General features: G+C 64.7%; 23 protein-coding genes and 1 riboswitch. Of the genes, 4 read left to right on the forward strand and 19 right to left on the reverse strand.

The window, feature by feature from the left end; translation table 11 throughout:
- The first annotated feature begins 51 nt into the window (after positions 1 to 51).
- Together ACX80A_RS03670 and ACX80A_RS03675 are read left to right on the forward strand one after the other, a co-directional pair.
- A complete protein-coding gene (locus tag ACX80A_RS03670; protein ID WP_459258309.1) occupies positions 52 to 1,386 on the forward strand; it encodes an ABC transporter ATP-binding protein in 1,335 nt (444 codons plus the stop codon).
- Positions 1,387 to 1,453: 67 nt separating this feature from the next.
- Entirely contained in the window at positions 1,454 to 2,437 is a 984-nt protein-coding gene (locus tag ACX80A_RS03675) for a hypothetical protein (RefSeq protein ID WP_459258310.1), read from the forward strand.
- Positions 2,438 to 2,447: 10 nt separating this feature from the next.
- Here ACX80A_RS03675 and ACX80A_RS03680 read toward each other — a convergent pair whose 3' ends face one another.
- From ACX80A_RS03680 to ACX80A_RS03725, 10 genes are all read right to left on the reverse strand, one after another.
- The gene (locus ACX80A_RS03680) at positions 2,448 to 4,463 is read right to left on the reverse strand and encodes an NHL domain-containing thioredoxin family protein (protein ID WP_459258311.1); all 2,016 of its coding nucleotides are present in this window, start codon (positions 4,461 to 4,463) and stop codon (positions 2,448 to 2,450) included.
- On the reverse strand, positions 4,460 to 6,619 hold the full coding sequence (locus ACX80A_RS03685; RefSeq protein WP_459258312.1) for a cytochrome c oxidase assembly protein: 2,160 nt from the start codon (positions 6,617 to 6,619) through the stop codon (positions 4,460 to 4,462). The genes ACX80A_RS03680 and ACX80A_RS03685 overlap by 4 nt, the downstream gene beginning before the upstream one ends.
- Positions 6,620 to 6,765: 146 nt before the next feature.
- Positions 6,766 to 7,056, reverse strand: a complete 291-nt coding sequence (locus ACX80A_RS03690; protein WP_019481737.1) for an HU family DNA-binding protein — start codon at positions 7,054 to 7,056, stop codon at positions 6,766 to 6,768.
- A gap of 141 nt (positions 7,057 to 7,197) precedes the next feature.
- On the reverse strand, positions 7,198 to 8,379 hold the full coding sequence (locus ACX80A_RS03695) for an MFS transporter (RefSeq protein WP_459258313.1): 1,182 nt from the start codon (positions 8,377 to 8,379) through the stop codon (positions 7,198 to 7,200).
- Between the two features lie 85 nt (positions 8,380 to 8,464).
- Entirely contained in the window at positions 8,465 to 8,770 is a 306-nt protein-coding gene (gene rpsN / locus ACX80A_RS03700) for a 30S ribosomal protein S14 (protein WP_196840064.1), read from the reverse strand.
- 4 nt (positions 8,771 to 8,774) lie between these two features.
- Positions 8,775 to 8,942, reverse strand: a complete 168-nt coding sequence (rpmG, locus tag ACX80A_RS03705) for a 50S ribosomal protein L33 (RefSeq protein ID WP_019481734.1) — start codon at positions 8,940 to 8,942, stop codon at positions 8,775 to 8,777.
- Entirely contained in the window at positions 8,942 to 9,178 is a 237-nt protein-coding gene (gene rpmB, locus ACX80A_RS03710; RefSeq protein WP_019481733.1) for a 50S ribosomal protein L28, read from the reverse strand. Before rpmB ends, rpmG begins: the two co-directional genes overlap by 1 nt.
- 223 nt (positions 9,179 to 9,401) lie before the next feature.
- Positions 9,402 to 10,523 (reverse strand): glucose-1-phosphate adenylyltransferase family protein, encoded by a 1,122-nt coding sequence (locus ACX80A_RS03715; RefSeq protein ID WP_459258314.1) that lies wholly within the window; start codon positions 10,521 to 10,523, stop codon positions 9,402 to 9,404.
- On the reverse strand, positions 10,520 to 11,017 hold the full coding sequence (locus ACX80A_RS03720; protein WP_459258315.1) for a MarR family winged helix-turn-helix transcriptional regulator: 498 nt from the start codon (positions 11,015 to 11,017) through the stop codon (positions 10,520 to 10,522). The genes ACX80A_RS03715 and ACX80A_RS03720 overlap by 4 nt, the downstream gene beginning before the upstream one ends.
- 54 nt (positions 11,018 to 11,071) lie before the next feature.
- Positions 11,072 to 11,842 (reverse strand): SGNH/GDSL hydrolase family protein, encoded by a 771-nt coding sequence (locus ACX80A_RS03725; RefSeq protein WP_459258316.1) that lies wholly within the window; start codon positions 11,840 to 11,842, stop codon positions 11,072 to 11,074.
- 106 nt (positions 11,843 to 11,948) lie between these two features.
- Between ACX80A_RS03725 and ACX80A_RS03730 the strand changes: the two genes are divergently transcribed.
- Positions 11,949 to 12,911: a diacylglycerol/lipid kinase family protein gene (locus ACX80A_RS03730; protein WP_459258317.1), complete on the forward strand. Its 963-nt coding sequence runs from the start codon at positions 11,949 to 11,951 to the stop codon at positions 12,909 to 12,911.
- 111 nt (positions 12,912 to 13,022) lie between these two features.
- On the opposite strand, the gene ACX80A_RS03735 is transcribed toward ACX80A_RS03730, so the two are convergent.
- The 7 genes from ACX80A_RS03735 to ACX80A_RS03765 form a co-directional block, all read right to left on the reverse strand.
- Positions 13,023 to 13,700, reverse strand: coding sequence for a M23 family metallopeptidase (locus tag ACX80A_RS03735; RefSeq protein ID WP_459258318.1), 678 nt, complete (start codon positions 13,698 to 13,700; stop codon positions 13,023 to 13,025).
- Between the two features lie 4 nt (positions 13,701 to 13,704).
- Positions 13,705 to 13,894: riboswitch (cyclic di-AMP (ydaO/yuaA leader) on the reverse strand.
- Positions 13,895 to 13,999: 105 nt separating this feature from the next.
- Complete coding sequence (locus ACX80A_RS03740) at positions 14,000 to 15,124, reverse strand: siderophore-interacting protein (RefSeq protein ID WP_459258319.1); 1,125 nt, start codon at positions 15,122 to 15,124, stop codon at positions 14,000 to 14,002.
- Positions 15,121 to 16,008, reverse strand: coding sequence for an ABC transporter ATP-binding protein (locus ACX80A_RS03745; protein WP_459258320.1), 888 nt, complete (start codon positions 16,006 to 16,008; stop codon positions 15,121 to 15,123). The genes ACX80A_RS03740 and ACX80A_RS03745 overlap by 4 nt, the downstream gene beginning before the upstream one ends.
- Before the next feature lies 1 nt (position 16,009).
- Complete coding sequence (locus ACX80A_RS03750; RefSeq protein ID WP_459258354.1) at positions 16,010 to 17,020, reverse strand: FecCD family ABC transporter permease; 1,011 nt, start codon at positions 17,018 to 17,020, stop codon at positions 16,010 to 16,012.
- A gap of 56 nt (positions 17,021 to 17,076) precedes the next feature.
- Positions 17,077 to 18,129 carry a FecCD family ABC transporter permease gene (locus ACX80A_RS03755; RefSeq protein ID WP_459258355.1) on the reverse strand — a complete coding sequence of 351 codons (1,053 nt, stop codon included), beginning with the start codon at positions 18,127 to 18,129 and terminating at the stop codon, positions 17,077 to 17,079.
- A 155-nt stretch (positions 18,130 to 18,284) separates the two neighbouring features.
- Positions 18,285 to 19,277 (reverse strand): glutathione S-transferase family protein, encoded by a 993-nt coding sequence (locus ACX80A_RS03760; RefSeq protein ID WP_459258321.1) that lies wholly within the window; start codon positions 19,275 to 19,277, stop codon positions 18,285 to 18,287.
- A gap of 58 nt (positions 19,278 to 19,335) precedes the next feature.
- Positions 19,336 to 20,439 carry a YihY/virulence factor BrkB family protein gene (locus ACX80A_RS03765; protein ID WP_459258322.1) on the reverse strand — a complete coding sequence of 368 codons (1,104 nt, stop codon included), beginning with the start codon at positions 20,437 to 20,439 and terminating at the stop codon, positions 19,336 to 19,338.
- Between the two features lie 91 nt (positions 20,440 to 20,530).
- On the opposite strand from ACX80A_RS03765, the gene ACX80A_RS03770 reads away from it, so the two are divergent.
- Complete coding sequence (locus tag ACX80A_RS03770) at positions 20,531 to 21,601, forward strand: NAD-dependent epimerase/dehydratase family protein (protein WP_459258323.1); 1,071 nt, start codon at positions 20,531 to 20,533, stop codon at positions 21,599 to 21,601.
- 56 nt (positions 21,602 to 21,657) lie between these two features.
- On the opposite strand, the gene ACX80A_RS03775 is transcribed toward ACX80A_RS03770, so the two are convergent.
- Positions 21,658 to 22,548 carry a carbohydrate ABC transporter permease gene (locus ACX80A_RS03775; protein WP_459258324.1) on the reverse strand — a complete coding sequence of 297 codons (891 nt, stop codon included), beginning with the start codon at positions 22,546 to 22,548 and terminating at the stop codon, positions 21,658 to 21,660.
- The gene (locus ACX80A_RS03780) at positions 22,545 to 23,699 is read right to left on the reverse strand and encodes a carbohydrate ABC transporter permease (protein ID WP_459258356.1); all 1,155 of its coding nucleotides are present in this window, start codon (positions 23,697 to 23,699) and stop codon (positions 22,545 to 22,547) included. Before ACX80A_RS03780 ends, ACX80A_RS03775 begins: the two co-directional genes overlap by 4 nt.
- Positions 23,700 to 23,842 lie beyond the last annotated feature (143 nt).

Consider the following 23,842-nt stretch of genomic DNA (forward strand, 5'->3'; position numbering starts at 1 on the left):
GGCTCAGTCCCCGCCGCTTGCGCCAGTCACATAGAAAAGGATCACCAGAAAATGGCTTCAATTACCCTCAACAACCTGGTCAAGAAGTATGGCGACGGGTTTCCCGCCGTCAATGACATCAGCATTGACATTGCCGACGGCGAATTCATCATTCTGGTGGGCCCGTCAGGCTGCGGCAAGTCGACCCTGCTGCGCATGATCGTCGGTCTTGAGGACATCACCGACGGTGAGCTTCTGATCGACGGCGAACGCGTCAACGACAAGGCACCACGTGACCGTAACCTGGCCATGGTGTTCCAGAACTACGCCCTGTACCCTCACCTGACCGTGTACGAGAACATTGCCTTCCCGCTGCGCCTTGCCAAAGGTAAGCACACCGAGGAGCAGGTGAACAAGCTCGTCACCGAGGCGGCTGCCACCCTGGAACTCACCGACCACTTGCGGCGCAAACCAGCAAACCTCTCCGGCGGCCAGCGGCAGCGAGTGGCCATGGGCCGGGCCATCGTCCGCCAGGCTGACGCGTTCCTCTTCGACGAGCCACTATCCAACCTCGACGCCAAACTGCGCGGCCAGATGCGCTCAGAAATCTCCCAGATGCAGCGCAGGCTTGGCGTCACCAGCGTGTATGTCACCCACGACCAGACCGAGGCCATGACTCTGGGCGACCGGGTGGCGGTGCTGAAGATGGGCGAACTGCAGCAGATAGCCTCGCCCCGGGAACTCTACGAGCAGCCAGTCAACCTCTTCGTGGCAGGATTCATCGGCTCGCCATCAATGAACTTCCTTCCCGCGACCATCGAGGGCGGCAAGCTGAAAACTGTCCTCGGTGACCTCGACATCCCGGCAGAGAAGATCGCGCAGGCCGAGGGAAAGAAGCTCGTGCTCGTGGGGGTGCGGCCCGAGTTTTTCGAGGACGCCAAACTCGTCGAAGAATCCAAACGTCCCCACGGCTCGGTCTTCTCGGCCACTCTTACCCACACGGAGTGGCTCGGCAACGAACAGTACGGCTACATCAACTTCGATCCGGACCCCGAGGTGCGTGAGTTGCTCAACAACCTGGCCCGGGAAATGGACGCCGACGAGCTCCGCCCCCAGATTGTGGTGACCCTTGACGCCGCCAGCAGGATCCGCGGCGGCCGCGAAGCCGAAATCTGGCTCGACACCCGGAAGCTCCACTTGTTCGACGTCGAGACCGGCGAGAATCTAACCCGTGACGCTGAGGCCGGCGCAGCCCTCACCGCCGAGGCCGGCGAGGAACGGGCCGAAGAAATCGCCAACGCCCGCGAGGCGGACCGCGCCAGCGGGCACGGGACGGGCAGCCAGCAGGGGCGCGACACCGCAGGTGATGGCCAGAACGGGGGCGGAAAGCACGCGGCCGCCAGCTGAACTGCCATTCAACGGAGGCGTCGTCGTCGTTGGTAAACCTCAACCGCCCGACAGGTAACGTAATAACGTGCAAACGTCCTCTGTGATCAAGGTCCTGGCAGCCTGGCTGCTGGGCCTGATGGTCGTGGTTGCCGGTGCCATCACCACTGTGGTGCTGGTGAACGCCTACATTCTCAGCCCCGAAGAACAGGTCCACGACTACCTTGAGGCGCTCTCCGAGGGCGACGGTGAACGCGCCCTGGGACTGCTCAACGGCTCGGTGCCGGCAGCCAACGCGGCCATGCTTGACGGCGCCCCACTGCAGCAGTCCATGGAACGGGTGGAAAACGTCACGGTGAGCGATCCCGTTGACGTCGGTGACGGGCGGGTGGACATCGCCATCACCTACACGGTTCGCGGCACCGAACATACCTCGACGTTCCCGTTGGAGCGCACCGGGACCGAATGGCTGTTCTTCAACACCTGGGAGTTTGTGCCCTCGGTGTTGCCCACGCTTGAGCTCTCGGTGATCAACCAGGGCGAGGCTACTCTGAACGGCACCCGGGTTGGCATGCCCGGGGGCAGGAACCAGTTCGCTGTGTTCTATCCCGGCGATTTCGAAGCCCACTACACCAGCGAGTTTTTTGCTGCTCCCGCCCAGACGGTGGCCGTCACCGACCGGATGGCCACCGACAAGCGCATTGCATTGGCCACCGCAGCGACCGACGCCCTGGTGGAGACCGTAGACGGTCAGGTGCGGCGCTTCCTCGACGAGTGCGCGTCGCAAACCGTGTTCCAGCCAGCCAACTGCCCGTTCAACTTCCAGACCGAAAACCGGGTGGCCGGTGACATCCGGTGGGCGATCACAGAATACCCAACAGTCGTTATTGAACCCTTCGACGGCAACTGGGTGATGGCACCCCTCTCGGGCACCGCCGAACTGTCCACCTCGCTGCAGGACCTCTTCACCGGCACCATCGAAGCGGTGACGGTCGCCCGGGAGTTCGGCTTCACCGCACGACTGTCAGTGAGCGACGACAAAATCACTGTCACCCCCGTCGTCCAGTACTAGCTGGCCTGGACTAGTCCAGGCCCCGCAGGTCCAGCGTCAGTTCGGTTTCACCGTCGGCACTGAGCCGCACCGGGATGCCCCAGTCCTGCTGGTACAGGTGGCAGGCCGCGTGGTCGGGGATCTCCCCGCCCGGCTCGCCGTCGCAGGCCGCAGCGCGCGCGGTGATGTGCAGGACGCCCTCGCTGACGGTGTCGGACAGCACCAGCTCCCGGGTCAGTCCCACTGAGGTCCCCCCGCCGGACACCAACAGCTCCTCGGGCGACGACGAAATTTTCAGCTGCGTGGGATCACCCCAGCGGTCGTCGAGCTTTTGACCCTTCGGCGCAGCGAATCTGATGGTCAGTGCGTGCAACCCCGGGACGACGGCGGTCTGCGGCCGTTGCGTCTGGGAGGCGCCTTCATCGACGGCGAGCGCCTCTTTGGGAATGGGCACCCGAACCAGCTGATGCCGGTTGGCCTCCACGACGATCAGCAGCGGTTCGCTGCCGGTCGCGGTGGGGGTGAGGTCCAGGAGCACATCGCAGGGCTCTGAGAGGCCGCGCGCCAGCGTCGAGACCAGCCCGGTGACGGGGTCGAAGCGGCGGACAGCCCCGTTGTAGGTATCGGCGATGGCCACCGATCCGTCGGGGAGGGCGGTGATGCCCAGGGGATGCTGAAGGCGTGCCTGATCGGCGGGACCGTCGCGGAACCCGAAGTCGAACAAGCCGGTCCCCACGGCGGTCTGCACCTGGGTCCGCCGGTGGCCGTTGACCTCGGGAAAGGACAGGGTCCGGATCGCCGAGGTTTCCGAGTCGGCGACCCAAATGTTTCCGCTGGCGTCTTCGGCGAGCCCCGAGGACTGGGCGAACCAGGCTTCGGCCGCGTCGCCGTCGAGCAGTCCCTCTAGCCCGGTGCCCGCGAGGATGTCCACGGCCCCGGTAAGTGGGTTGAACGTGAAGAGCTGGTGGGTGCCCGCCATCGCGATGACCACGCGTTCGAGCACCGTGGACCACAGGACGTCCCACGGGGAGGACAGCGAGACCTCCAGTGGCCGGGTCCCCAACTGGGTGTCGGTGAGGCGCGGGGTAGCGTCTTCGGGGGTCTCGACGTCGTACCCGGTCGCCTGGTCGGCGTTCTCCTGCAGCTCTGACGGGCGGGCCTTCACATGGTTGCCTGCGTCCAGCAGCCGCTGAACGCCGTTGCCCGCGATGGTGCGGACTGAGCCGTCGGCCAGTGCGACGCCGCGGAGCCGGTGGTTGACTGAATCAGCGACCACGACGTCGTACCCCGCCTCGCGGGCGATGTGGGCGGGGAGGACGGCGAGGCCCTGCGGTTCGTTGAACTGGGCTGTGGCGGCGGCCCCGTCGACGAAGCCCTTCTCCCCCGACCCGATGGTGCGGCGGACGGTGACCAGATCCGCGTCGAGTTCCACCAGACGGTGGTGGCCGGTGTCGCCGATGAGGAGGGAGCCGTTATCCAGCGGAACAGCTTTGCCGGGAAACCGAAGGACGCCGGCTGTGCTTTCGGCGGGAACATAGGGCCCGTCGCCGCGGTGCAGCGTGCCCTTGGAGGTGTGCTCCTCGACGAGTTCCTGCACCAGCGACTCCAGACCGGCCGCATGGCCTTCCCCGGAGAGGTGAGCCACGATGTACCCTTCGGGGTCCACTACAACCAGGGTGGGCCAGGCGCGGGCGGTGTAGGCCTGCCAGGTGGTCAGCTCCGGGTCGTCCAGCACCGGGTGCTGGATGTCGTAGCGTTCCACGGCGGCGGCCAGGGCGTCCGGATCGGCTTCGTGTTCGAACTTGGGCGAGTGGACTCCCACCGTGACGACGACGTCGCTGAACTTTTGTTCCAGCGGACGGAGCTCGTCGAGGACATGCAGGCAGTTGATGCAGCAAAACGTCCAGAAGTCGAGGATGACGATTTTTCCGCGCAGATCCTCCAGGGTGAGCTGACGCCCCCCGGTGTTGAGCCAGTTGCGGCCCACCAGTTCGGAGGCACGCACCCGGTAGTCGGTGCGGATCGAAGTCATCGATGTCTCAGTCATTCACGCTCTCCTGGTCGGTCAGGTGTGGGGGATGGTGCTGACTCACCGGCTCCGGGTTTCCCCGAACTGCGGCGGGTGTCGCGTTTCGCCAGCGAGGCGAACATGTTGTTGTAAGCGGTGAGATCGGCGTCGTTATTCCTGTCCGCGGCGCGGTCGGTCCGTTTGGACTCGCGGGCGTCGTCGCGCGACCACATGATCGCAACGCCAATCGCCACCAGCAGGGTGGGGATTTCCCCGATGCCCCAGGTGAGCGCGCCGCCGAGCTGTTGGTCCTCCAGGGCTGACGGCCCCCAGTCCCGGCCCATGTTGCCGAACCAGGACGCCTGGAGCAGCGACGTCGACCCCATGAGCGCTACGCCGAAGAAGGCATGGAAGGCCATCGTGGCGAACAGGAGCAGGATCCGGAGCGGGTACGGTGCCCGGCGCGGCACCGGATCGGAGCCCAGCATGGACAGCACGAAGATGTAGCCGGTAATCAGGAAGTGCACATACATGATCTCGTGACCCACATGCTCGCGCACCGCGAAACCGAACAGCGGGGAGTAGTAGAAGATCACTATGGAGCCGGCGAAGTTCGCCGCGGCGAACAGCGGGTGGGTGACGAGCATCGAGAAACGGGAGTGCACCACCACGAGAATCCACTCGCGGAGACCCCGGGAGCCATCCCCGCGCGGGGTGAGGGCTTTCAGCGCGAGGGTGATCGGTGCGCCAAGCACCAGGAACAACGGGACCACCATGGTCAGGGCCATGTGGCCCACCATGTGGGTACTGAACAGGACCATGCCGTAGACGGCGGGGGCGCCGGAGGTGACGTAGGTCAGCAGCGCCAATCCCACCAGCCAGCTCGCGAAGCGCAGGAGGGACCATTGGTCTCCGCGTTTGCGCACCTTGATGACACCGCGCAGGTAGGCGACACCCACGACCGCCACGAAAGCAACCCACAGCCAGTCGAAGCGCCATTCAGTGAACCACCGCTCGGGGGTCAGCTCGGGCGGCAGGTCATAGCCGGAGAGGATGCGCGCGGGGGTTGCGTCGGGGGTGATCTCCTCACTGACGGGAGGCGCGGTGCGTGCCAGGGCTACAGCGACGCCGGAGACGGCGCCCATGATGAGCAGCTCCACAGTGATCAGCTGCCACAGGACCCGCCGAGCCGAGAACTGACCATTGGTGGGCGAACCACTGCCGTCACCGAGCTGGGGCATAATCCACTGCCGGTGCATCAGACCGATCCCGCCCAGCAACAAGGTGGCGACGGTCTTGAAGGTAACCAGCAGCCCCCATTCCGAGCCGAGCTGACCCAGATCGTTGATCCGCAGGCTGGCGTTGACTACTCCTGACAACACCACCAGGACGAAAGCGAACCCTGCCAGGGCCGAGAACCGGCGCAGCACACTGGGGGTCAGTGAACCCAACCGACCCCCGATCACTGCCAGGACAATGATGCCGCCGATCCACAGGCATACCCCCACCAGATGCAGGGCGATCGAGTTGATGGCCGCGTAGTGGTCATCACCACTGGCCGAGTGGCCGATCAGGGCCATTGGCACCAGTCCGAGGAGGGACAGGATGCCCGTCAGCGCCAACCAGCCACTGGACCGCGCACCGAAGGTCATGGTGGCGACGACGGCGGCGATCATCACGGTCGACAGCCAGGCACGGCCGGTATCGAAGTCGGTGAGGTAGGACGCCAGGCCTTCGGTGTAGCCCGGATCGCCGCTCAGCGGCAGTCCGGCGGCGTCGGAATAGGTAAACAGCAGCACGCCGACGGCGGCGAGCGTCCAGGACACCGCAGCAACCGAGGCGAGCGTCATGACCGCGCTGAACGCCGGATGTTCCTCGCCGGGCGCCTCGACCTCGCTGGCGCGGCGCCGCGAAGAGGCGACCCGCCGCGGGAGAATCATCACCGCGAAGACCAGCGACCCGATGACCGCGGCGGCCGAAACGTTATTGAGGGCCTTGGCCACGGGTAGACCCCAGCGGGTCAGGGCTCCCGGATCGCCGAGCTGACGCGGGCCGGCGGCACCGGTGAACAGCAGCGCAAGGATGAGGCCCGTCACGACGGCGGCTCCACCCGCAATGAGCCAGGCACCCTTTACCCTGGGGGTGGGTGTACCCGGACGGTCGGTCTGCCGGGGCACCTTAGTTGTAGTAGCCACGCTCCCTATTGTCTACCCTCCGTAGAAGCGGTAACAATTCGGCGTCTCCTGACCCGCCCGTACCTCCCATAGCAAGGCAGGTTAAAAGGTAAGGCCGCCACCGGAAAGGGTGGCGGCCTTAAGTCCTTAATGGACCACGTGACTGACTACTTGACAGCAGCCTTCAGCTTGGAGCCGGCGGTCAGCTTGACGCTGCTGCCTGCCGCAATCTGGATGGTCTCGCCGGTCTGGGGGTTGCGGCCGGTGCGGGCGGCACGCTCGGTGCGCTCGACAGCGAGCCAACCTGGGATGGTGACCTTGACGTTGTTGGCAGCCGAGGTTGCCAGTACATCGAACAGTGCGTCGAGAACGCCGTTGACGGCGGTCTGACTGGTGTCAGCCTTCGCTGCTACTTCTGCTACCAGTTCGCTGCGGTTCTTGGTTTCTTTCGTAGCCAATTTACGTCCTCCTGGACTTGTCCGTTATGGGTAAAGCCTTCACGGTTCTGAAAGCCTCTCTGCGAAAACTTACCAGCTTGAGCACCAAACTCCGGTCGTTTACGGCAATTTTAGGGGTTTTGGGTACCAAAGGGCACTATTTCAGGCAGTAGCCCGGGGAAAACCCCGTCTGACACCCGTATAGACCACCACCACCGCGACCAGCGCCAGCGCTGCCGCCGCGTAGCCGATCCCCGAGGGGTCGGTCACCAACAACAGCCGCGCACCCACCAGCGCCCCGGCGCTGATCCCAATGTTGAACGTCGAGTTATGCACGGCGGCCACCGTATCCGGGTGGCCCCGGAAGGCGCTCATCGCGGCGGTCTGCACGTAGGCGGGTACCGGCCCGTACAGCAGCCCCCACAGGATCACCATGGCCAGCGTCCAGCCGGGTGCACCACCCAGCACCGCGATCCCCAGAAAGCACACGCTCATCGCGAGCAGGGACACCAGCAGCGCCGGCCGCAACGCCGAATCAGTGAATCGACTGCACAGTGCCAGCCCCAGGATCCCGGCTCCTCCATAGGCGAGCAGCGCGAATCCCACATTGCCTGCGGTGAAGCCCGACTGCAATAGCACCGGCGTGATGAACGTGTACAGCGCGAACTGCGCGGTCATCATCACCACGACGGCGACAATCACCCGCCGCAACGCTGGTTCCGCCAGCGCCTCCCGCAGTTGGGTGCCGCCCGAAACCGTTGAGCCGCCAACCGCTGGCATCACGACGGCGGCGCCCACCGACAAGAGCAGCGCGATGATCGCCGCGCAGCCGAACGACCAGCGCCACCCAACCGTCGCCCCCAGCCAGGTGCTTAGTGGCACGCCGACGGCGATCGCGACGGCGTTGCCCGCATTGACCAGCGCCATCGCCGCACCCATCCGGCCCGGCGGCGCCAACCGGCTCGCATACCCAAAGACCACAGCGAAGAAGAGGGCGTGGCAGGCACCGGCCAGGATCCGCCCGGTCAGGGCCACCGGGTAATTCTGGGCGAGGCACAGCACGATGTTGCTGACCCCGTAGCCGGCAAGCAGACCCACCAGGAGCGGTTTCCGCGGCAGTGCACTGGTCCACGCGTTCAACGGGATGGACGCGAACACCACCACCGCAGCGTAGGCGGACACCAGCAACCCGATCGAGGACTCGTTCACGCCCAGGTCCGCGGCCATCAGCGGTAGCAAACCGATCGGGAGGACCTCGGTGGCTACCGCCAGGAACCCACCAACCGACAACAGCAGCATCGGGGGTTGGAGCAGTTTCTGCTGCCGCACAGGGGTTCCCTTCATGACGGGGCGGGTCGCTTAACGCAAGAGGACGGCGACCCCGGGGTCGCCGTCCTCTTGCAAACTGGTAGGTACCAGCCAGCGGGTGTTACCAGCTGGACTTGGTCACACCGGGCAGCTCGCCGCGGTGAGCCATGTCGCGGAAGCGGACACGGGAGATACCGAACTTCTGCAGCGTGCCGCGGGGGCGACCATCGATCTGGTCGCGGTTACGCAGGCGAACCGGTGAGGCGTTGCGGGGAAGCTTCTGCAGGCCCAGGCGTGCAGCTTCGCGAGCTTCGTCCGACGCGTTGGCATCAACCAGGGTCTTCTTCAGTTCGAGGCGCTTTTCAGCGTAGCGCTCAACAATGACCTTGCGCTGTTCGTTGCGGGCAATTTTAGACTTCTTAGCCATGTGTTTAGCGCTCCTCTCGGAATTCGACGTGCTTGCGGATCTTGGGATCGTACTTCATCAGGACCATGCGGTCCGGGTCGTTACGACGGTTCTTGCGGGTCACGTAGGTGTACCCGGTACCGGCCGTCGACTTCAGCTTGATGATCGGACGTACGTCTTTATCTTTTGCCATTAGAGCTTCACTCCCCGAGCCAGGATCGACGCGACCACGGCGTCAATTCCGCGCACATCGATGGTCTTGATGCCGCGGGCCGAGACCTGCAGCGTGACGTTGCGGCGCAGGGACGGAACCCAGTAGCGCTTCTTCTGGATGTTCGGGTCAAACCTGCGCTTGGTGCGGCGGTGTGAGTGGGAAATGCTGTGCCCAAAGCCCGGCTCGGCTCCAGTCACTTGGCAGTGAGCTGCCATGACGATCCTCCAAAGAGTAAATTATCGGCAGTCTTACCTGCCATGGAATGCGATCAGGGGCGACCCAAACAACAGCCGAAGCTGTTGGGATAACTAACGGTTTTCGCGCAACCTGAGCCCCTAACTACCGACTCCCCGGGAGAAACTTCCCCGGAAGTCGGAGCAATTGCGCACGCTCCGCCACCTGATGCCCTCCTATTCTAGGAGCTGGCGGGATTTAAGGCTAATCGCTGGTACTGGCACCGTCGCGGTCGACCACCGTCACGGCGTCGCCGTCGCCCACCTGCGCAGCGGTTTCCAGCGTCGCCCCGGAATCCACAATGGCTCGAACCACCCGCGCTCCCGCCGGCACCGTGATCGCGTCTAGCAAAATCGAATCGACGACGACGGCGCCTGCCTCCACTACCGTGTCGGGGCCGATCACGCTACGGGTCACCTCGCCGAGGATGCGGCTTCCCGGGGACAGCAACGAGTCGGTGACAACGGCGCCCGCACCGATAAACGCGGGCAGTCGGCGGGGGCTGCCCGTGATAATGGGCCACTCCGGGTCGTCGAACCGTAGCCCCTCACCGGCCAGCAGGTCCATATGTGCCCGGTGATAGTTTTCGGGCGTGCCAAGGTCGAGCCAATACCCCTCGAGGCGGTGCTCCACCACCGTCGAGTGTTCCACCAGGTGGGGCAGCAACTGGTCGCCGTAGTCGTCGAGCCCACCCTCGTCCTTCTCGAGCAGCTCCAAGGTGTCGAGGAGGTGCCTGGCGTCGAAAAGGAAGACCTCGGTGGCCACCAGATCGGTCTTGGGACGTTCAGGCTTGTATTCAAACCCGGTCACCACCCCGGCGGAGACTTCCACCACCCCGTGGGCTGAGGCGTCGCCGTCGAACCGCGTCGTCACGATCGTTGCGGTGGCACGCGCTTCCAGGTGGGTCCGCACCACGTCGCGGAAGTCCAACTGGTACAGGTGGTCAGCGCTGAGCAGGAGGACGAGGTCTGGGTTGAATTCCCTGATGAACGCTGCCTGCCGGAACAGACTATCGGCGTTTCCGTCAGCGAACCCCTCGCCCTTGCGGCCCTCGAAAGGCGGCAGGACGTGCAGCCCGCCGTTGGTGCGGTCCAGATCCCACGGCCTGCCGTTGGCGAGGTGGTCATTGAGCGACTTCGGTTGATACTGCTGCACCATCCAGACGTCTGAGAAGCCACTGTGGTGCAGGTTCGACAAGGGAATGTCGATCAGCCGGTAGGTACCGGCGACGGGCAGGGCCGGTTTGGCGCGCCGGTCAGTCAGCGTGCCCAGGCGTCCTCCGGAGCCTCCCGCCAGGACAATGGCGAGGACTTTCGGCTGTTTCATGACGACGACCCGGCTGAGGGCTGGTCGAGGATCCAGTGGCTGTCGTCGAGACTGGCCAGAATTTTCTTGCCGATCCGCTCCAGATCGTGCACATCGTCCTCGGTCAGAACGTCGAAGACCGCCTGCCGAACGTGCTCAACATGCTCCCTGGCCAGGAGTTGGACGTTCCTCAGCCCCTCCTCGGTGATCTTCGCGGTGGTTACCCGACCATCGTTTGCACTAGGGAACCGGGCTACCCAGCCCCGCTGCTCGAGCTTCTTCACCACGTGGCTCAAACGGGACAGGGAGGCGTTCGATCTCGCCGCCAGGTCGCTCATCGCGAGCGTCAGGTCGGTGGTTTCGGAGAGCATCGCCAGCACGTGGTAGTCGAACAGGGTGATCTTCGCTTGCCGGAACAGATGCGCGTCTAGGGAACCCGGCAAAATGGTGGCAACCGCATAGAGGGCCAGCCACGCCTGCCGCTCATCGGGGTTGAGCCATCGAACACCAGTCATCAAGCAAGTCTGGCACAGAACGATCCAGCGGTGGGGTGGGGTTGGGGTCTCACCCTAGGCCCAGGCCGGCCGGGTGAGTTCCGGATACTTGGCCGTCAGCACGTCCCCCGAGGAGACGCCCCGCAGGCGCCGACCCACCCATGGCGACAGGTAATCCCTTGCCCACTGGGCGTCCGCTCGCAACTGATCGATGCGCGACGCCGCCGGCACCGCCTCCAGCTCGGGCAGGTCGATCTCGTGGGAGGCCCTGAGCACTTCGAGCACCCGTTTGGCCATCAGGGTATGCCCGGCGGTCGACATGTGCATGCGGTCAGCATCCCAGTAGCCCCAGTTCTGAAACTCCCTGAATCGCCAGTAATCCACCACGTCGGCGTGGTGCCGGTCGGCAATCTCCCGCACCAGCTCGTTGTAGATAGCGGTCCGGCCGCGGGTCTTGCCGAACACAGCCGACGCCACCGAATCAAACCCTGTGAACAGCACGACGGCGGCCCCCGAGCTTGCCAGCCGGGCGACGCCGTCGTCGTACGCGGCCATCAGAGCGTCGATGTCGATCCGCGGCCGGAGGATGTCGTTACCCCCGGCGTAGATGGTGATCAGGGTGGGCTGCAGAGCGAGGGCGCGGTCAACCTGTTCATCAAGGACCTGGCGCACCTTCTTCCCCCGGACCGCAAGATTTGCGTAACCCCACGAGGCATCGGCGAGGATCAGCTGCTCGGCCACCCGGTCCGCCCATCCGCGCACGCCGTTGGGGCTGGCTTCATGCCAGTCGCCGACGCCTTCCGTAAACGAATCGCCAAGGGCCACGTAACGTTGAGAGAATTCCACTAGATGAGGCTACCTGCTCCCGCCACGGGATAGACTGGATTAGCAAGTATGCTGATAAGTTTGCAGCAGTGTGCCCCCTGCATCTCATCGACCTGAGAAGGACATTATGACTCTCCCCTCCGATACTCGGACCAAGCGTGCCGCGTTGATCGTCAACCCGGTCAAGAACACCGGCGCTGATATTCGCGCAATCGTTTCGGGGCTTTGCGCTGCCGATGGCTGGGACGAGTTGCTGTACCTGGAGACCACGGCCGATGACCCGGGCCGCGGCCAGGCGCAGGAAGCCGTGGATGCCGGAGTGGATGTGGTGATCGCCGCTGGTGGCGACGGAACGGTCCGCTGCGTGGCCGAAGTGGTCAACGGCACCGGCGTCGCACTGGGCCTGATCCCGCTCGGCACCGGCAACCTCCTGGCCCGCAACCTGGACATCGCCGTCGACGATCCTGAGGAGGCAGCCAAAGCTGCCCTCTTTGGCACCGAGCGCAAGGTGGACGTGGTGCACGTCACCGTCGACCGCGCCCAGGACTCCCATGTGTTCCTGGTGATGGCGGGCCTGGGGTTCGACGCGTCGATCATGGCGGACACCCGCGACGATCTCAAGGACAAGGTGGGCTGGCTGGCCTACGTCGACGCTGGCATCCGGAACCTCAGTGGTAAGCCTGCCCGCACCCGGATCACCCTGGACGGCGGCAAGGTTATCGAGCGGAAGCTGCGCAGCGTGATGGGCGGAAACTGCGGCAAGATCATGGGCGGGCTGGAAATTTTCCCGGGGGCGAAGATCGACGACGGCCTACTGGACATCATGACCGTGGCACCGACCGGCCGGCTCGGCTGGTTTGGCGTCGTGGGCAAACTGTTTGCCCGCGGCAAGGGCAAAGACCCATCGCTGGAGTATTTCCAGTGCAAGAGCGCAGAAATCCAGCTCGACGAGCCGCAGGAGATCCAGCTCGACGGCGACCCGCTCGGCAAAGGCACGCACATGGCCCTGAAGGTGGATGCAAACTCGCTGCGGCTGCGGATGCCGTACGGCAAGAAGGATCCCGCAGTCGTCACCAACCCGGTGCCCTGAGCCGCTCCAGTTTCCCACCGATCGGGCACGGTGGATGGGATTGTCCAGACAATCCCATCCACGGGGCTTGACCAGCGGGAACGACGGCGGGATTCCCGAGTTTCCCTCGGGCTAGAGCCGCGTCTGCGGGTCGACTTTTTCGCCGTCGACCAGGAGCTCAAAGTGGAGGTGGCAGCCGGTTGAGTTGCCGGTGCTGCCGACGGCTCCAAGGCCTTGTCCCTTCGCAACGGTGTCCCCGACGCTAACTCCAAGGGTGCTCAGGTGGTTGTAGGACGTTTCAAGGCCGCCACCATGGTCCACCACAATCCGCTGGCCGCCCCCATAGGCATGCCACCCGGATTCCACCACGGTGCCGGTGCGCGAAGCCAGGACGGGTGTTCCGCAGGCGCCCGCGTAGTCGGTGCCGGTGTGCAGTTCTTCGCCGAACCCACCCATCGGGTTCACCCGATAGCCAAACGATGAGGCGATCGTAGCGTCCTTGATGGGCGCGGCGAAGCTGGCAGCGTCGCTCGAGAGCACAGTGGTTTTGGCGGCCAACGTGGAGGCCGTGGCGAGCGGTGACTCTTTGCTGAAATCGATCTCGGCCTGGGAGTCAGCGGTGACGGGCGCGGTGGGGACCGCTACCTGTTTGGCGGCTGGTGAGGGAGGAGCCTCTACCGCGGGAGAGAACGCCGTCAGGGCAAGGCCCGCCGCTGCGGCGAGCACACCCGCGGCAATTACGGCAGACCGACGGGTGGAGGTGTGCGGGGCGGACGCGCGGCGGCGCCCGGAAGTGACCGGCTGGAGCAAAACAAGTGCCTCTCTGCAACGCCGGTGAAGTTAGCTGTCGGATTCGAGCAAGAGTTGACTCGGCCCACTGCTGCTTTCCGGCACGAGAGCGGGAAAGCGATTTGCGAAGGGCTGCACCCCGAAGGCAGGAAAACTGCCAGAAGATGGGTCCTCCACCCCTGCCACGGTGAATTGGGGGCCGGCTGCTGACAGGGTTAGGCGTGCAGTCCGGGAGCCACAGTGATGCAGATGGCTCCCTACAAAGGTAGGCCATCTTACGGAAAAGTTATAATTCCGTAACACAACTCACGGCGTGGCGCCTAGGTAAGCTCTGACCGTCCCTTGCGCCAGTACCCCATGAAAGCAACCTGCTTACGGTCGATGCCGACGTCGCGCACTAGGTAGCGCCGCAGCCCTCGAACCACTGCGGCTTCGCCGGCGATCCACGCGTAGAACGGGAGCGCGCCGGACGGCCGGTCGGGGTTAAGCGAGCTGGTGAGGGTCGAAGCGTTCAACCGCTGGGGTGTCTCCCAGAGAATTGTCTCGTCGATGTTCACCTCTTCCGGTTCGGGGCCGGCCGCCGCCGCGGCAGCAGCGGCGAGCGTCAGGCCGGCACCCGAGGTGGGCTCCACCCCGGAAGCGAAGGGTGCCGCCAGCGACACCCACCCCGGCACACGGACCGCGTCACGGACCGCGGCGTCGAGAAGCTCCCCATGGGATCGCCGTGCCCGTGCCAGCCAGGTGATCTCGACCGACGAGCCGGTGAAAACGTCCTGGAAGTCCGCCGGGTCCGGCACCTCAAGGAAGGCGTGCCCACCCACATGGGCGGGCAGCGACTCGAGGATGGCACTGATGGCGGGCACCGCTGTCTCATCGCCGGCCAGCAGGATGTGCTGGGCCAGCCCGGGACGCCATTCAATCCCACCGTAGGAACCGGCGGTGGCGCAGGTGGCGGCGTGGACGTTCGGTCCGATTAGCCAGATCCGGTCCCCGGGTGTTGCCGCGGCGGCCCAGAGCGACGCCGGTCCCCCGTTGCCGTCCGCGTCGAAGTGCATCACGAAGTCGACGTCAATTTCGGGTTGGTCAGCGTCGCACCGGGTTTCCCTGACGGTGTAGGTGCGCATCGACCCACGATCGGTCGGATCCATGGCCAGCCACTGCTGGTACCAGCCGGGCCCCTCGGTGGGTGACTCCAGCAGTTCCCGCAGGTTGAGGCGGCGTGCGTCGTCGTCCCGGGTGGCTGGGATTATCACCTTGATACGCAAATCAAGGGTTGGGCCCTGCACGCCGAAGTCCGTAAGGCAGGATCCTCCGAAGGTGACGCGTTGGAAGTTGTCGCTCAGTCGCTGCACCCGGGTCACAACGACGTCGAACGCTGTCACTGCCGAAACTGCTGCTTCGGTGCGCTGGGCCTGCCGGGCGGGACGGTTGCTGACTTCGGTCAAGATGCTGCCTCCAGATGCTGCGCGGACAGCGCGTCCTGCGGGTTAGGCAGGTACCCCTGCCCGGTGGTTGAGTCTGATGGCTCCAGCGTTGATCCGGCCTCGGAGTGGTGCCGGCCCACCGGAATCACCATGGGTGTGCCGGACACGGGATCCGGGATGACGCGGCACTGCAGGCCGAAGACCGAGGTGACCGTCTCTTCGGTCACGACGTCGGCCGGGTTCCCCTGGGCCGCAATTTGGCCGTCCTTCATGGCGATCAGGTGGTCGGCGTAGCGCGCGGCAAGGTTGAGGTCATGGAGGACGATGGCCACGGTGGTGCCAACGCGCCGGTTCAGATCGGTGATCAGGTCCAACACTTCCACCTGATGGGTGACATCGAGGAAGGTGGTGGGTTCGTCCAGCAGCAGGATGTCGGCCTGCTGGGCCAGGGCCATGGCAATCCAGACGCGTTGCCGCTGACCGCCGGACAGTTCGTCAACAAAACGGTCGGCGAGTTCGAAGGTGTGGGTCGCCTCGAGGGCGTTCGCAACGGCGTCGTCGTCGTCGTCGGTCCATTGCCTGAACCAGCCCTGGTGCGGGTAGCGGCCCCGCCCCACCAAATCTGCGACGGTGATCCCGTCCGGCGCCAGAGGGGTCTGCGGCAACAGGCCGAGGGTGCGCGCAACGGCGCGGGTGGGCAGCGAGTGGATGTCCTTGCCGTCGAGGCTGACGACGCCGGCCGTCGGCTTGAGCAGCCGGGCGAGGCCGCGCAGCAGAGTGGATTTGCCGCAGGCGTTGGCACCTACGATCACGGTGACCTTGCCGGCCAGCAGCTCGAGTGTCAGGTCCTGGACTACTTTGCGGTCATCGTACGCGAGTGTCAGGTCACTGGCTGTCAGCGCCATATCAGCCTCCCTGGCCTGTGCGGTTGGCTGTCACAAGCAGCCACAAGAGAAACGGTGCCCCGAGAATGCCCGTCACCACGCCGACCGGCAGCGACACACCGGGAATGAGATTCGCAGCAACGAAGTCAGCGCCGAGAACGATCACCGCGCCGACCAGGGCGGCGGCGGTCAGTGAGACGACACCCCTCACGAGCCGCCGGGCGATCGGACCCGCGAGGAACGCGATGAACGCCACCGGGCCGGCCGCGGCAGTGGCGACGGCGGCGAGGGCAACTGCCACGGTAATCAAGGCCAACCGGGAGGGCTCCACCTGGATGCCGAGGCTTGTGGCGGTGTCGTCGCCCAGTTCCAGGGCGCGCAGCCCCCGCGAGAGGACCGCTGCGACGGGGACCAGCAGAGCCATGGCGAGCAGCAGGATGGTGGCACGGTCCCAGTTGCTGGAGTTCAGGGAACCGTTCAGCCAGACCAGCGCATCGGACGCCGTGCGAATGTCGGTGCGGGTAAGCAGGAAGCTGACCAGGGCGTGCAGGACTGCGGCGAAGCCGATCCCCACGAGGATCAGCCGGTAGCCAGCCACCGAGCCGCGACGGGAGAGCAGATAGATGGCCGCGGCAACGGCGAGCGCCCCGATCAGTGCGGCGAGGGACACGGCAACGCCAGCGGCTCCGAAGAGGACGATCGCGCCCACCGCCGAGGCGCTGGCGCCGTAGCTGATCCCGATGATGTCCGGGCTGGCGAGCGGGTTGCGCAGCATGGTCTGGAAGATGGTGCCCGCGAGGCCGAATGCCACTCCAATGAGGACGCCAATCACCGCTCGGGGCAGCTTGTTCTCCAGCACGATGAAGGATGCTCCAGGAATGTCGGCGCCGCCGAGGATCCTGAAGAAGTCGGGAATGGTCACCGTGTAGGTGCCGAGGAGGATGGTGACGGCGAACAGGACGACGGTGATCCCGGCGAGAATGACGATAACCCGGCGGCGCTGTGCCGTCTGGCGGTGCCGGCCAACGCTGATCGCGGTGGCGCTCGACGTCGGGCTGGTGGGGGCCGCTGGTGGCGCGGTGTAAAGGCTCACAGCTGGGCCAGCTTTCGCCGTCGGACCAGCCAAATGAACACAGGAGCGCCAACGACGGCGGTCATGATGCCTACCGGCACCTCCCCCGGTGGGAGGATCAGCCGACCGATGATATCGGCGCCAATCAGCAGGACCGGCGCGACCACCACCGAAAATGGCAGGATCCAGCGGTAGTCGGGGCCGGTGAACACGCGCACCATGTGGGGGATCACCAGACCAACGAACGCGATGGGCCCGGCGACCGCGGTGGCAGCACCGCAGAGGATGACGACGCCGAGGGCCGTGACGCCGCGGGCGGCCGCCACGTTCTGGCCGAGGCCCTTGGCGATGTCGTCGCCCAGGGACAGGCTGTTGAGGGCCTTGCCGGTTGCCAGGGTCAGCAGGATCCCGACGATCAGGAACGGCAGAACCGGAAGGAGGACGTCCCAGCCCCGACCGGAGACGGTGCCCACCTGCCAGAACCGGAACCGGTCAAGGGTCTCCTGGCTGGCGACGAGGACGGCGTTCATTAGGCTGCCCAACCCGGCGGACAGGGCAGCCCCGGCGAGGGCCAGTTTGATGGGTGTTGCGCCATCCCGGCCCAGGCTCGCGATGGCATAGACGACGACGGCGGCAACCGCGGCACCGGCGAAGGCGAACCAGAGGTAGCCGGTCACATCGGCCACCCCGAAGACGTAAATACCGGCGACGATGGCCAGAGCTGCGCCAGCGTTGACGCCGAGGATGCCTGGATCAGCCAAGGGATTGCGGGCCACCCCCTGCATGGCGGCGCCCGCAAGGCCAAGGGCGGCGCCGACCATCACGCCGGTCACCGTGCGGGGGATCCGGGAGTGGACCACCGCATGGTCCCCGTTGGTCGGGTCGAAGTTGGTCAGCGCGGCGACCAACACGTCGAAGCTGATGGGTCGGGAGCCGAACGCCAGCGACGCGACGCAGATCAGGGCGAGGACAAGCACCGCTGCCCCGAGCTTGAGGGCCCGCCTCTGACCGCTGGGCCTGATCCTGGGCGGGACGAGAGGATTTTCGGAAGAGACTGACGCGGTCTGCATTGCCACGGCGCGACTCCTTCCCGTCAAATCTCGGACAGAAGTAAGGCTAGCCTATCGTTACCTTCATTAGGAAACGGTTCTGTATCCTAATGGGAAAGGTTCGGGAGCGGTCCGACGCAAACGGCACGCAGGTTTCAAATCGACGATTCTGACCTTTAGACGGCGGCTGGAGGGGTACCCCGACCGAAGGGGCGCCCTCCCAGGCCTTCCCGCCGGTGCTCGGTGTGCCAGCTGGCCAGGTCCGGACCCTTGGGCACGATCCCGGTAGGGTTGATGTCCTCGTGGACGATGTAGTAGTGGTCCTTGATCTGGTCGAAGTCCACCGTGTCACCGAAGCCGGGCGTCTGGAACAGGTCGCGGGCATACCCCCAGAGGGCGGGCATCTCGGTGAGCTTGTTACGGTTGCACTTGAAGTGCCCATGGTAGACGGCGTCGAAACGCACCAGCGTGGTGAACAGCCTGACGTCGGCCTCGGTAATGGTGTCGCCGACCAGGAACCGCCGGTGCCGCAGACGCTCTTCCAGCCAGTCAAGGGCGCTGAACAGCCGGTCGTAGGCTGCGTTGTAGGCCTCCTGCGAGCCGGCAAATCCGCACCGGTAGACCCCGTTATTCACCTCGGTAAACAGCCGCTTGCTGACCTCGTCGATTTCCTCGCGGCGTCCTGCCGGGTATAGATCGGGGGCGCCGTCCCGGTGAAAGTCCTTCCACTCGGTGGAGAAATCCAGGGTGATTTGCGGGAAGTTGTTGGTGACTACCGCCCCGGAGGGCACATCGACTATCGCGGGTACCGTGATTCCGCGCGGATACTCGGGGTCCCGCTTGAAGAATGCCTCCTGCAACCGCTCGATTCCGAGCACTGGGTCGCGCCCGTCCGGGTCGAGGTCGAAGGTCCAGGACCGCTTGTCGTGGGTCGGTCCCGGGGTGCCCAGCGAGATGGCGTCTTCAAGTCCCAGTAGACGACGCACGATGATGGCGCGGTTAGCCCAGGGGCACGCGCGCGCGGCGATCAGCCGGTACCGGCCCGCCTCCACCGGATAGCCCTCGGCCCCGTCCCGGGTGATCCTGGTCTCGATGTAGGCGGTGTCGCGGGTAAATTCCTTGCCCGTGTCGACGTAGGCGCCACGGGTGCTGTGCTCGTTCTCGGTCATGGGTTCAGCCTGATCGTCGTCGTAATGAATGTGATTGCCGTGCTCTTGTCGGTGGCGGTTAGCTGCCGTTGCCGTGCTGGCCGGATTCGCGCTCGTACTTCCGGCGCAGTTCCCTGCCATCGTCGATGTCCTTGAGCTCCTTGTCGAGCTTCTTCTTACTCAGCTTGTCGTCCCGCGGCGGAAGCTGCAGGCTCTCCTCCGCTTCAATTCCGGCCTGGAGTTGACGTCCGCGCTCCAGTTCGGCGTCGAACTCTGCCCCGAAGAGCAGCGAGATGTTGGCTAGCCACAGCCACAACAGCAACACGACGACGCCAGCGATTGCACCGTAGGTCTTGTCGTAGCTGCCGAAGTTGGCCACGTAAAAGGAGAAACCGGCGGTGGTCAGGGCGAGAACCAGGAGCGCGACAAACGCGCCAAGGCTCATCCAACGGAATTTCGGCTGCTTCACGTTGGGGGCACCGTAGTAAAGGAGGGCGATCATCAGCACGGCGAACCCCACCATCACTGGCCATTTGGCAATGTTCCAGACCAGCAGCGCGGTGGAGCCAAGGCCGATCGCATTACCGACCGATTCGGCGATAGGACCAGACAGGACCAGTAGCAGAGCCATCAGAACCACCAACAGCAGCACGGCGAGGGTGATTCCCAGCATCACTGGGCGCAGCTTCCAGAACGGCCTGCCCTCTTCAACCTCGTAGACCCGGTTCATCGCTCGGGCGAAGGCGCCCACGAAACCAGAGGCCGACCAGACGGCGCCAAGGATACCGATCACCAGGGTCAGACCCGCCCCGGAAGATGACGCGAGTCCCTCGATGGTTGGTTTAAGGTTCTCGGAGGCTCCAGGTGCTACCCCCTCAAGGATGTCGAGAACCGCAGCGGTCGTGGTCTCTGCCTGCCCGAACACGCCAAGCAAGGACACCAGCGCCAGCAGGGCGGGGAAGATGGCCAGCACCGCGTAATAGGTCAACGCTGCAGCCAGATCGGTGCACTGGTCCTTGCCAAATTCCCGGATGGTCCGCCGGAGGACGTACCCCCAGGCGGGCTTTTTCAGGTCCGCAGGGCTATCCGGTTTCCGGTCATCGTCAGGATGTGGCGCGTTCTGGGCCTTGTCCAGAGTCTGCGCTTCCGGCGAATCCGCCGCTGTGCCGCCGCTCCGTGCCATTGGTACCTCCTCATAGTTCTGTCCAGGTCTCGTAAGTCATTGTAAGGACCCTTACTAGTGCATAAGCCTACCTAAGGATTACCGTTGACGAATGGCTTCTTCACCATTTTCTCCCTCCGGTCCGCTCCGCGTCGCTGTGATTGGTGCCACAGGCAACGTCGGAACGGCCGTGCTGCGACGGTTGCAGCGAGCCGCGGGTGAACATCCTGGGGGCGTCGAGGTGGTCGGATTCGCACGCCGGCTACCCGACGTCACCCGGGCACCCTACGCCAACTGTGAGTGGCACGCCTTGGATATCGGGACCGACGACGGACGCCTGGCGCTGACCGCTGCGCTCAAGGGCGTGGACGCCGTCGTCCATCTGGCTTGGGCGATCCAGCCGAACCGCAACGAGCCGGCGATGCACCGCACCAATGTCACCGGTACCGCCAACGCGCTGCAGGCAACCGCCGACGCCGCCGTGCGCCACTTTGTCTGCGCCTCCTCAGTTGGTGCGTACAGCCCAGCTTCCAAGGGGCAGCGTGTGGACGAGAGCTGGCCCCACGGCGGGATCAACACCTCACATTACAGCCGGCATAAGGCGGAGCAGGAGGCGCTGCTTGACGATTTCGACCGGCGATACCCGGAAATCCCCGTCACCCGACTGCGTCCCGGCCTGATTTTCCAGTCGGACGCGGGAAGCGAGATTGGCCGGTACTTCCTTGGACCGCTGGTGCCGAAGTTCCTGCTGGACCGGTTACGGCTCCCGCTGCTCCCCATTCCGGATCGGCTGATTTTCCAGGCGGTCCACGCCGACGACGTCGCCGACGCCTACTGGCGGGCCGTCACCCGACGCATTGGCGGCGCGTTCAACATCGCTGCCGAGCCGGTGCTGACTCCGGCGAAAGTCGCTGGCCAACTGGGTGCCAGACGTGTGGTGAACCTTCCGGTGAAGGTGCTGCGCGCCGTCGTCGGCCTGACCTGGGTGATGGGGCTGCAGCGCACCGATCCAGGGTGGATCGACATGGCAGCGCAGGCCCCGGTGATGGACACCGACCGGGCCCGCGCGCTGCTGGGGTGGGAGCCCGAGCATTCCTCGCTGGACGCCATGCGCGCGGCCCTGACCGGGCTGGCCGCCGGCGACGGCGTCCCGGGCTCCCCCGCCCTCAAGCCCCGGGGCTGACCCCTCCCCGGGGTAGACCCACCACATCCCTGGCTCGACACGCTGCCCGGGGAATGCTACTCCTTCACGGCTCCAGCTGAGGCGTTCATGATCTTTTTCTGGAAGATGAAGAAGACAATGGCCACCGGAATGGTCATCAGTGCGGCTGCGGCCAGCTTCAGCGGATATTGATTTCCCTGGCTCAACTGGCCGGACGCCAGCTGTGCTACGCCCTTCGTGAGGGTGGTCAAACCTGGATCCTGGGTCGAGATAATGAAGTGGTTCAGTTCGTTCCAGGACCCCTGGAACGACAGGATCACAATGGTCATGACCGCGGGCCTCGCCATGGGCAAGACGATGGACCAGAACGTGCGGAACGTCCCGGCCCCGTCCACTCGGGCCTGTTCTTCGACACTGGGTGGGATGGATTCGAAGAAGTTCTTCATGATAAAAACTCCCGCTGCGTCGGCCAGCAGTGGCACGATCATGCCAACGAAGGTGTCATAGATGCCAAGCTGGTTGATCACGAGGAACTTGGGAATCAACAGTACGACGCCGGGCACCGCCATGACACCGACCAGGAGGGCGAAGACAAGGCCCCTGCCGCGGAAGTTGATACGGGCCAGCGCGTAGCCTGCCAGGCAGTTGAAAAATACCCGTCCGGCGGTCACGAAGACTGTGACGATGAAGGAGTTCCGCCCCCAGATCGGGAAGTCCGAGTTCGCGAAGAGCGTCTCGTAAGCGGCGAAGGTCCAGTGTTGCGGGATGAGCCCCAGCGGATCCTGGGCGGCATCGGGTTCGGTCTTGAAGGACGTGGCCACCTGGATGACGAACGGGAAGACGTAGATGACCGCTAGGACGATCAGCAGAATGTAGGTGATCCAGGCGCCGCGGGTGACTTTCCGCCGGCGGTTCAGGGGCCGATTTGACGCATCGGGTGCCGGAAAAGGTGCTAAGACGGTACTCATCGCCGGTCTCCCTTGGTGGTTGCTGTGTCATCCGGGCCGTCGTCGGAATGACGGTTCGGCCCGGTGCGGTCCTCGTGGCGGACGGCCGACCTGTGGGCGGCGGCAGTCTTGGGATCGGCACCGACCGGTACCATCCGGTTCCGTCTGGGAACGTCCCGTTCCCGTAGCGCGTATCGCTGCAGCAGGGTGAGCGCCACAATGATGCCGAAAAGAATGAAGGCTATCGCCGCGCCTTCACCCCAGTTCTGGTTGTTAAATGCCGTGTTGAAGGACAGGTAGGCCGGGGTGAGCGTAGTTTTGGCGGGGCCGCCCTGGGTCCCGGTGTAGATCTGGTCAAAAACCTGCCAGGTACCAATGAGCCCGAGGGTGAGGACCGTGAACAGGGTGGGGCGCAGCATGGGGAGGGTTACCTGCCAGAACCGCTGCCAGCCGGTGGCGCCGTCAACCAGGGCGGCCTCCTGCACTTCGCCGCTGACATTCTGCAGCGCCGCGATGAAGAGCAGCATGAAAGTGCCCGAGGTGGTGAAGATGGCCATCAGCACGAACGCGCTCATCGCGACGGATGGCCCGGCCAGCCATTCCCAGCCGGAAATCCCCAGAAACGCGGGATCCTGAAGGGTAGCCGGCGCGCGGTCCAGCCCGAATACCGAAAATACAATGTGAAAGACACCACGAGGGTCCTGGAACCAATTGGGTCCGTCGATCGCAAAATAGGACAACACCTTGTTCACCACACCCGTTGCACTGAAGAGGAACAGCCAGAGCACGGTAATCGCCACGGAACTGGTGACCGAAGGAAAGTAAAACGCGGTGCGGAAGAAGCCGCGCCCTTTGAGGAACTGTCGGTTGACCATCACCGCAAGGAACATGGCCAAGGCTGTCTGCAGTGGGACCACCAGCAGAACGTAGTAGAAATTATTGCGGATGGCAGTGCCGAAGTCCCGGGCAGCAAGGCCCTCCCCTCCGAGGATGCTGGAGTAGTTCTCCACCCCGACGAATTCGACGTCCCCTGAGAAGGGACTCCCTCGACCAGTCCAGCCAGAGAGGCTGACCCATATCGCCATCAGGACCGGGATAACCAGGAACAGTCCCAGAATAAGGACAACGGGTGAGATGAATAGCCACCCTGTCAGGCCTGTGCGGCCCTGAATGCCCGTACTTTTACGGTATCCAGGCTTTGCATCTGTCGTGTTAGCCGGCTTCTTTGCCGCTGTACTTCGTGCCACTGCGTCCTCGCTCTGTTACCTGCTGGTCTTGAATGCGGCTACTGGTTCTCCAACGATGGGATGGACCG

It is taken from the genome of Arthrobacter sp. TMN-50 (assembly GCF_054511125.1).

Bases quoted from the DNA above. Each gene is read 5' to 3' on its own strand.
- ACX80A_RS03670 (WP_459258309.1), top strand. From the start codon at position 52: ATGGCTTCAATTACCCTCAACAACCTGGTCAAGAAGTATGGCGACGGG.
- ACX80A_RS03680 (WP_459258311.1), bottom strand. From the start codon at position 4,463: ATGACTGAGACATCGATGACTTCGATCCGCACCGACTACCGGGTGCGT.
- ACX80A_RS03695 (WP_459258313.1), bottom strand. From the start codon at position 8,379: ATGAAGGGAACCCCTGTGCGGCAGCAGAAACTGCTCCAACCCCCGATG.
- rpsN (WP_196840064.1), bottom strand. From the start codon at position 8,770: ATGGCTAAGAAGTCTAAAATTGCCCGCAACGAACAGCGCAAGGTCATT.
- rpmG (WP_019481734.1), bottom strand. From the start codon at position 8,942: ATGGCAAAAGATAAAGACGTACGTCCGATCATCAAGCTGAAGTCGACG.
- rpmB (WP_019481733.1), bottom strand. From the start codon at position 9,178: ATGGCAGCTCACTGCCAAGTGACTGGAGCCGAGCCGGGCTTTGGGCAC.
- ACX80A_RS03715 (WP_459258314.1), bottom strand. From the start codon at position 10,523: ATGAAACAGCCGAAAGTCCTCGCCATTGTCCTGGCGGGAGGCTCCGGA.
- ACX80A_RS03720 (WP_459258315.1), bottom strand. From the start codon at position 11,017: ATGACTGGTGTTCGATGGCTCAACCCCGATGAGCGGCAGGCGTGGCTG.
- ACX80A_RS03730 (WP_459258317.1), top strand. From the start codon at position 11,949: ATGACTCTCCCCTCCGATACTCGGACCAAGCGTGCCGCGTTGATCGTC.
- ACX80A_RS03745 (WP_459258320.1), bottom strand. From the start codon at position 16,008: ATGGCGCTGACAGCCAGTGACCTGACACTCGCGTACGATGACCGCAAA.
- ACX80A_RS03755 (WP_459258355.1), bottom strand. From the start codon at position 18,129: ATGCAGACCGCGTCAGTCTCTTCCGAAAATCCTCTCGTCCCGCCCAGG.
- ACX80A_RS03760 (WP_459258321.1), bottom strand. From the start codon at position 19,277: ATGACCGAGAACGAGCACAGCACCCGTGGCGCCTACGTCGACACGGGC.
- ACX80A_RS03765 (WP_459258322.1), bottom strand. From the start codon at position 20,439: ATGGCACGGAGCGGCGGCACAGCGGCGGATTCGCCGGAAGCGCAGACT.
- ACX80A_RS03770 (WP_459258323.1), top strand. From the start codon at position 20,531: ATGGCTTCTTCACCATTTTCTCCCTCCGGTCCGCTCCGCGTCGCTGTG.
- ACX80A_RS03775 (WP_459258324.1), bottom strand. From the start codon at position 22,548: ATGAGTACCGTCTTAGCACCTTTTCCGGCACCCGATGCGTCAAATCGG.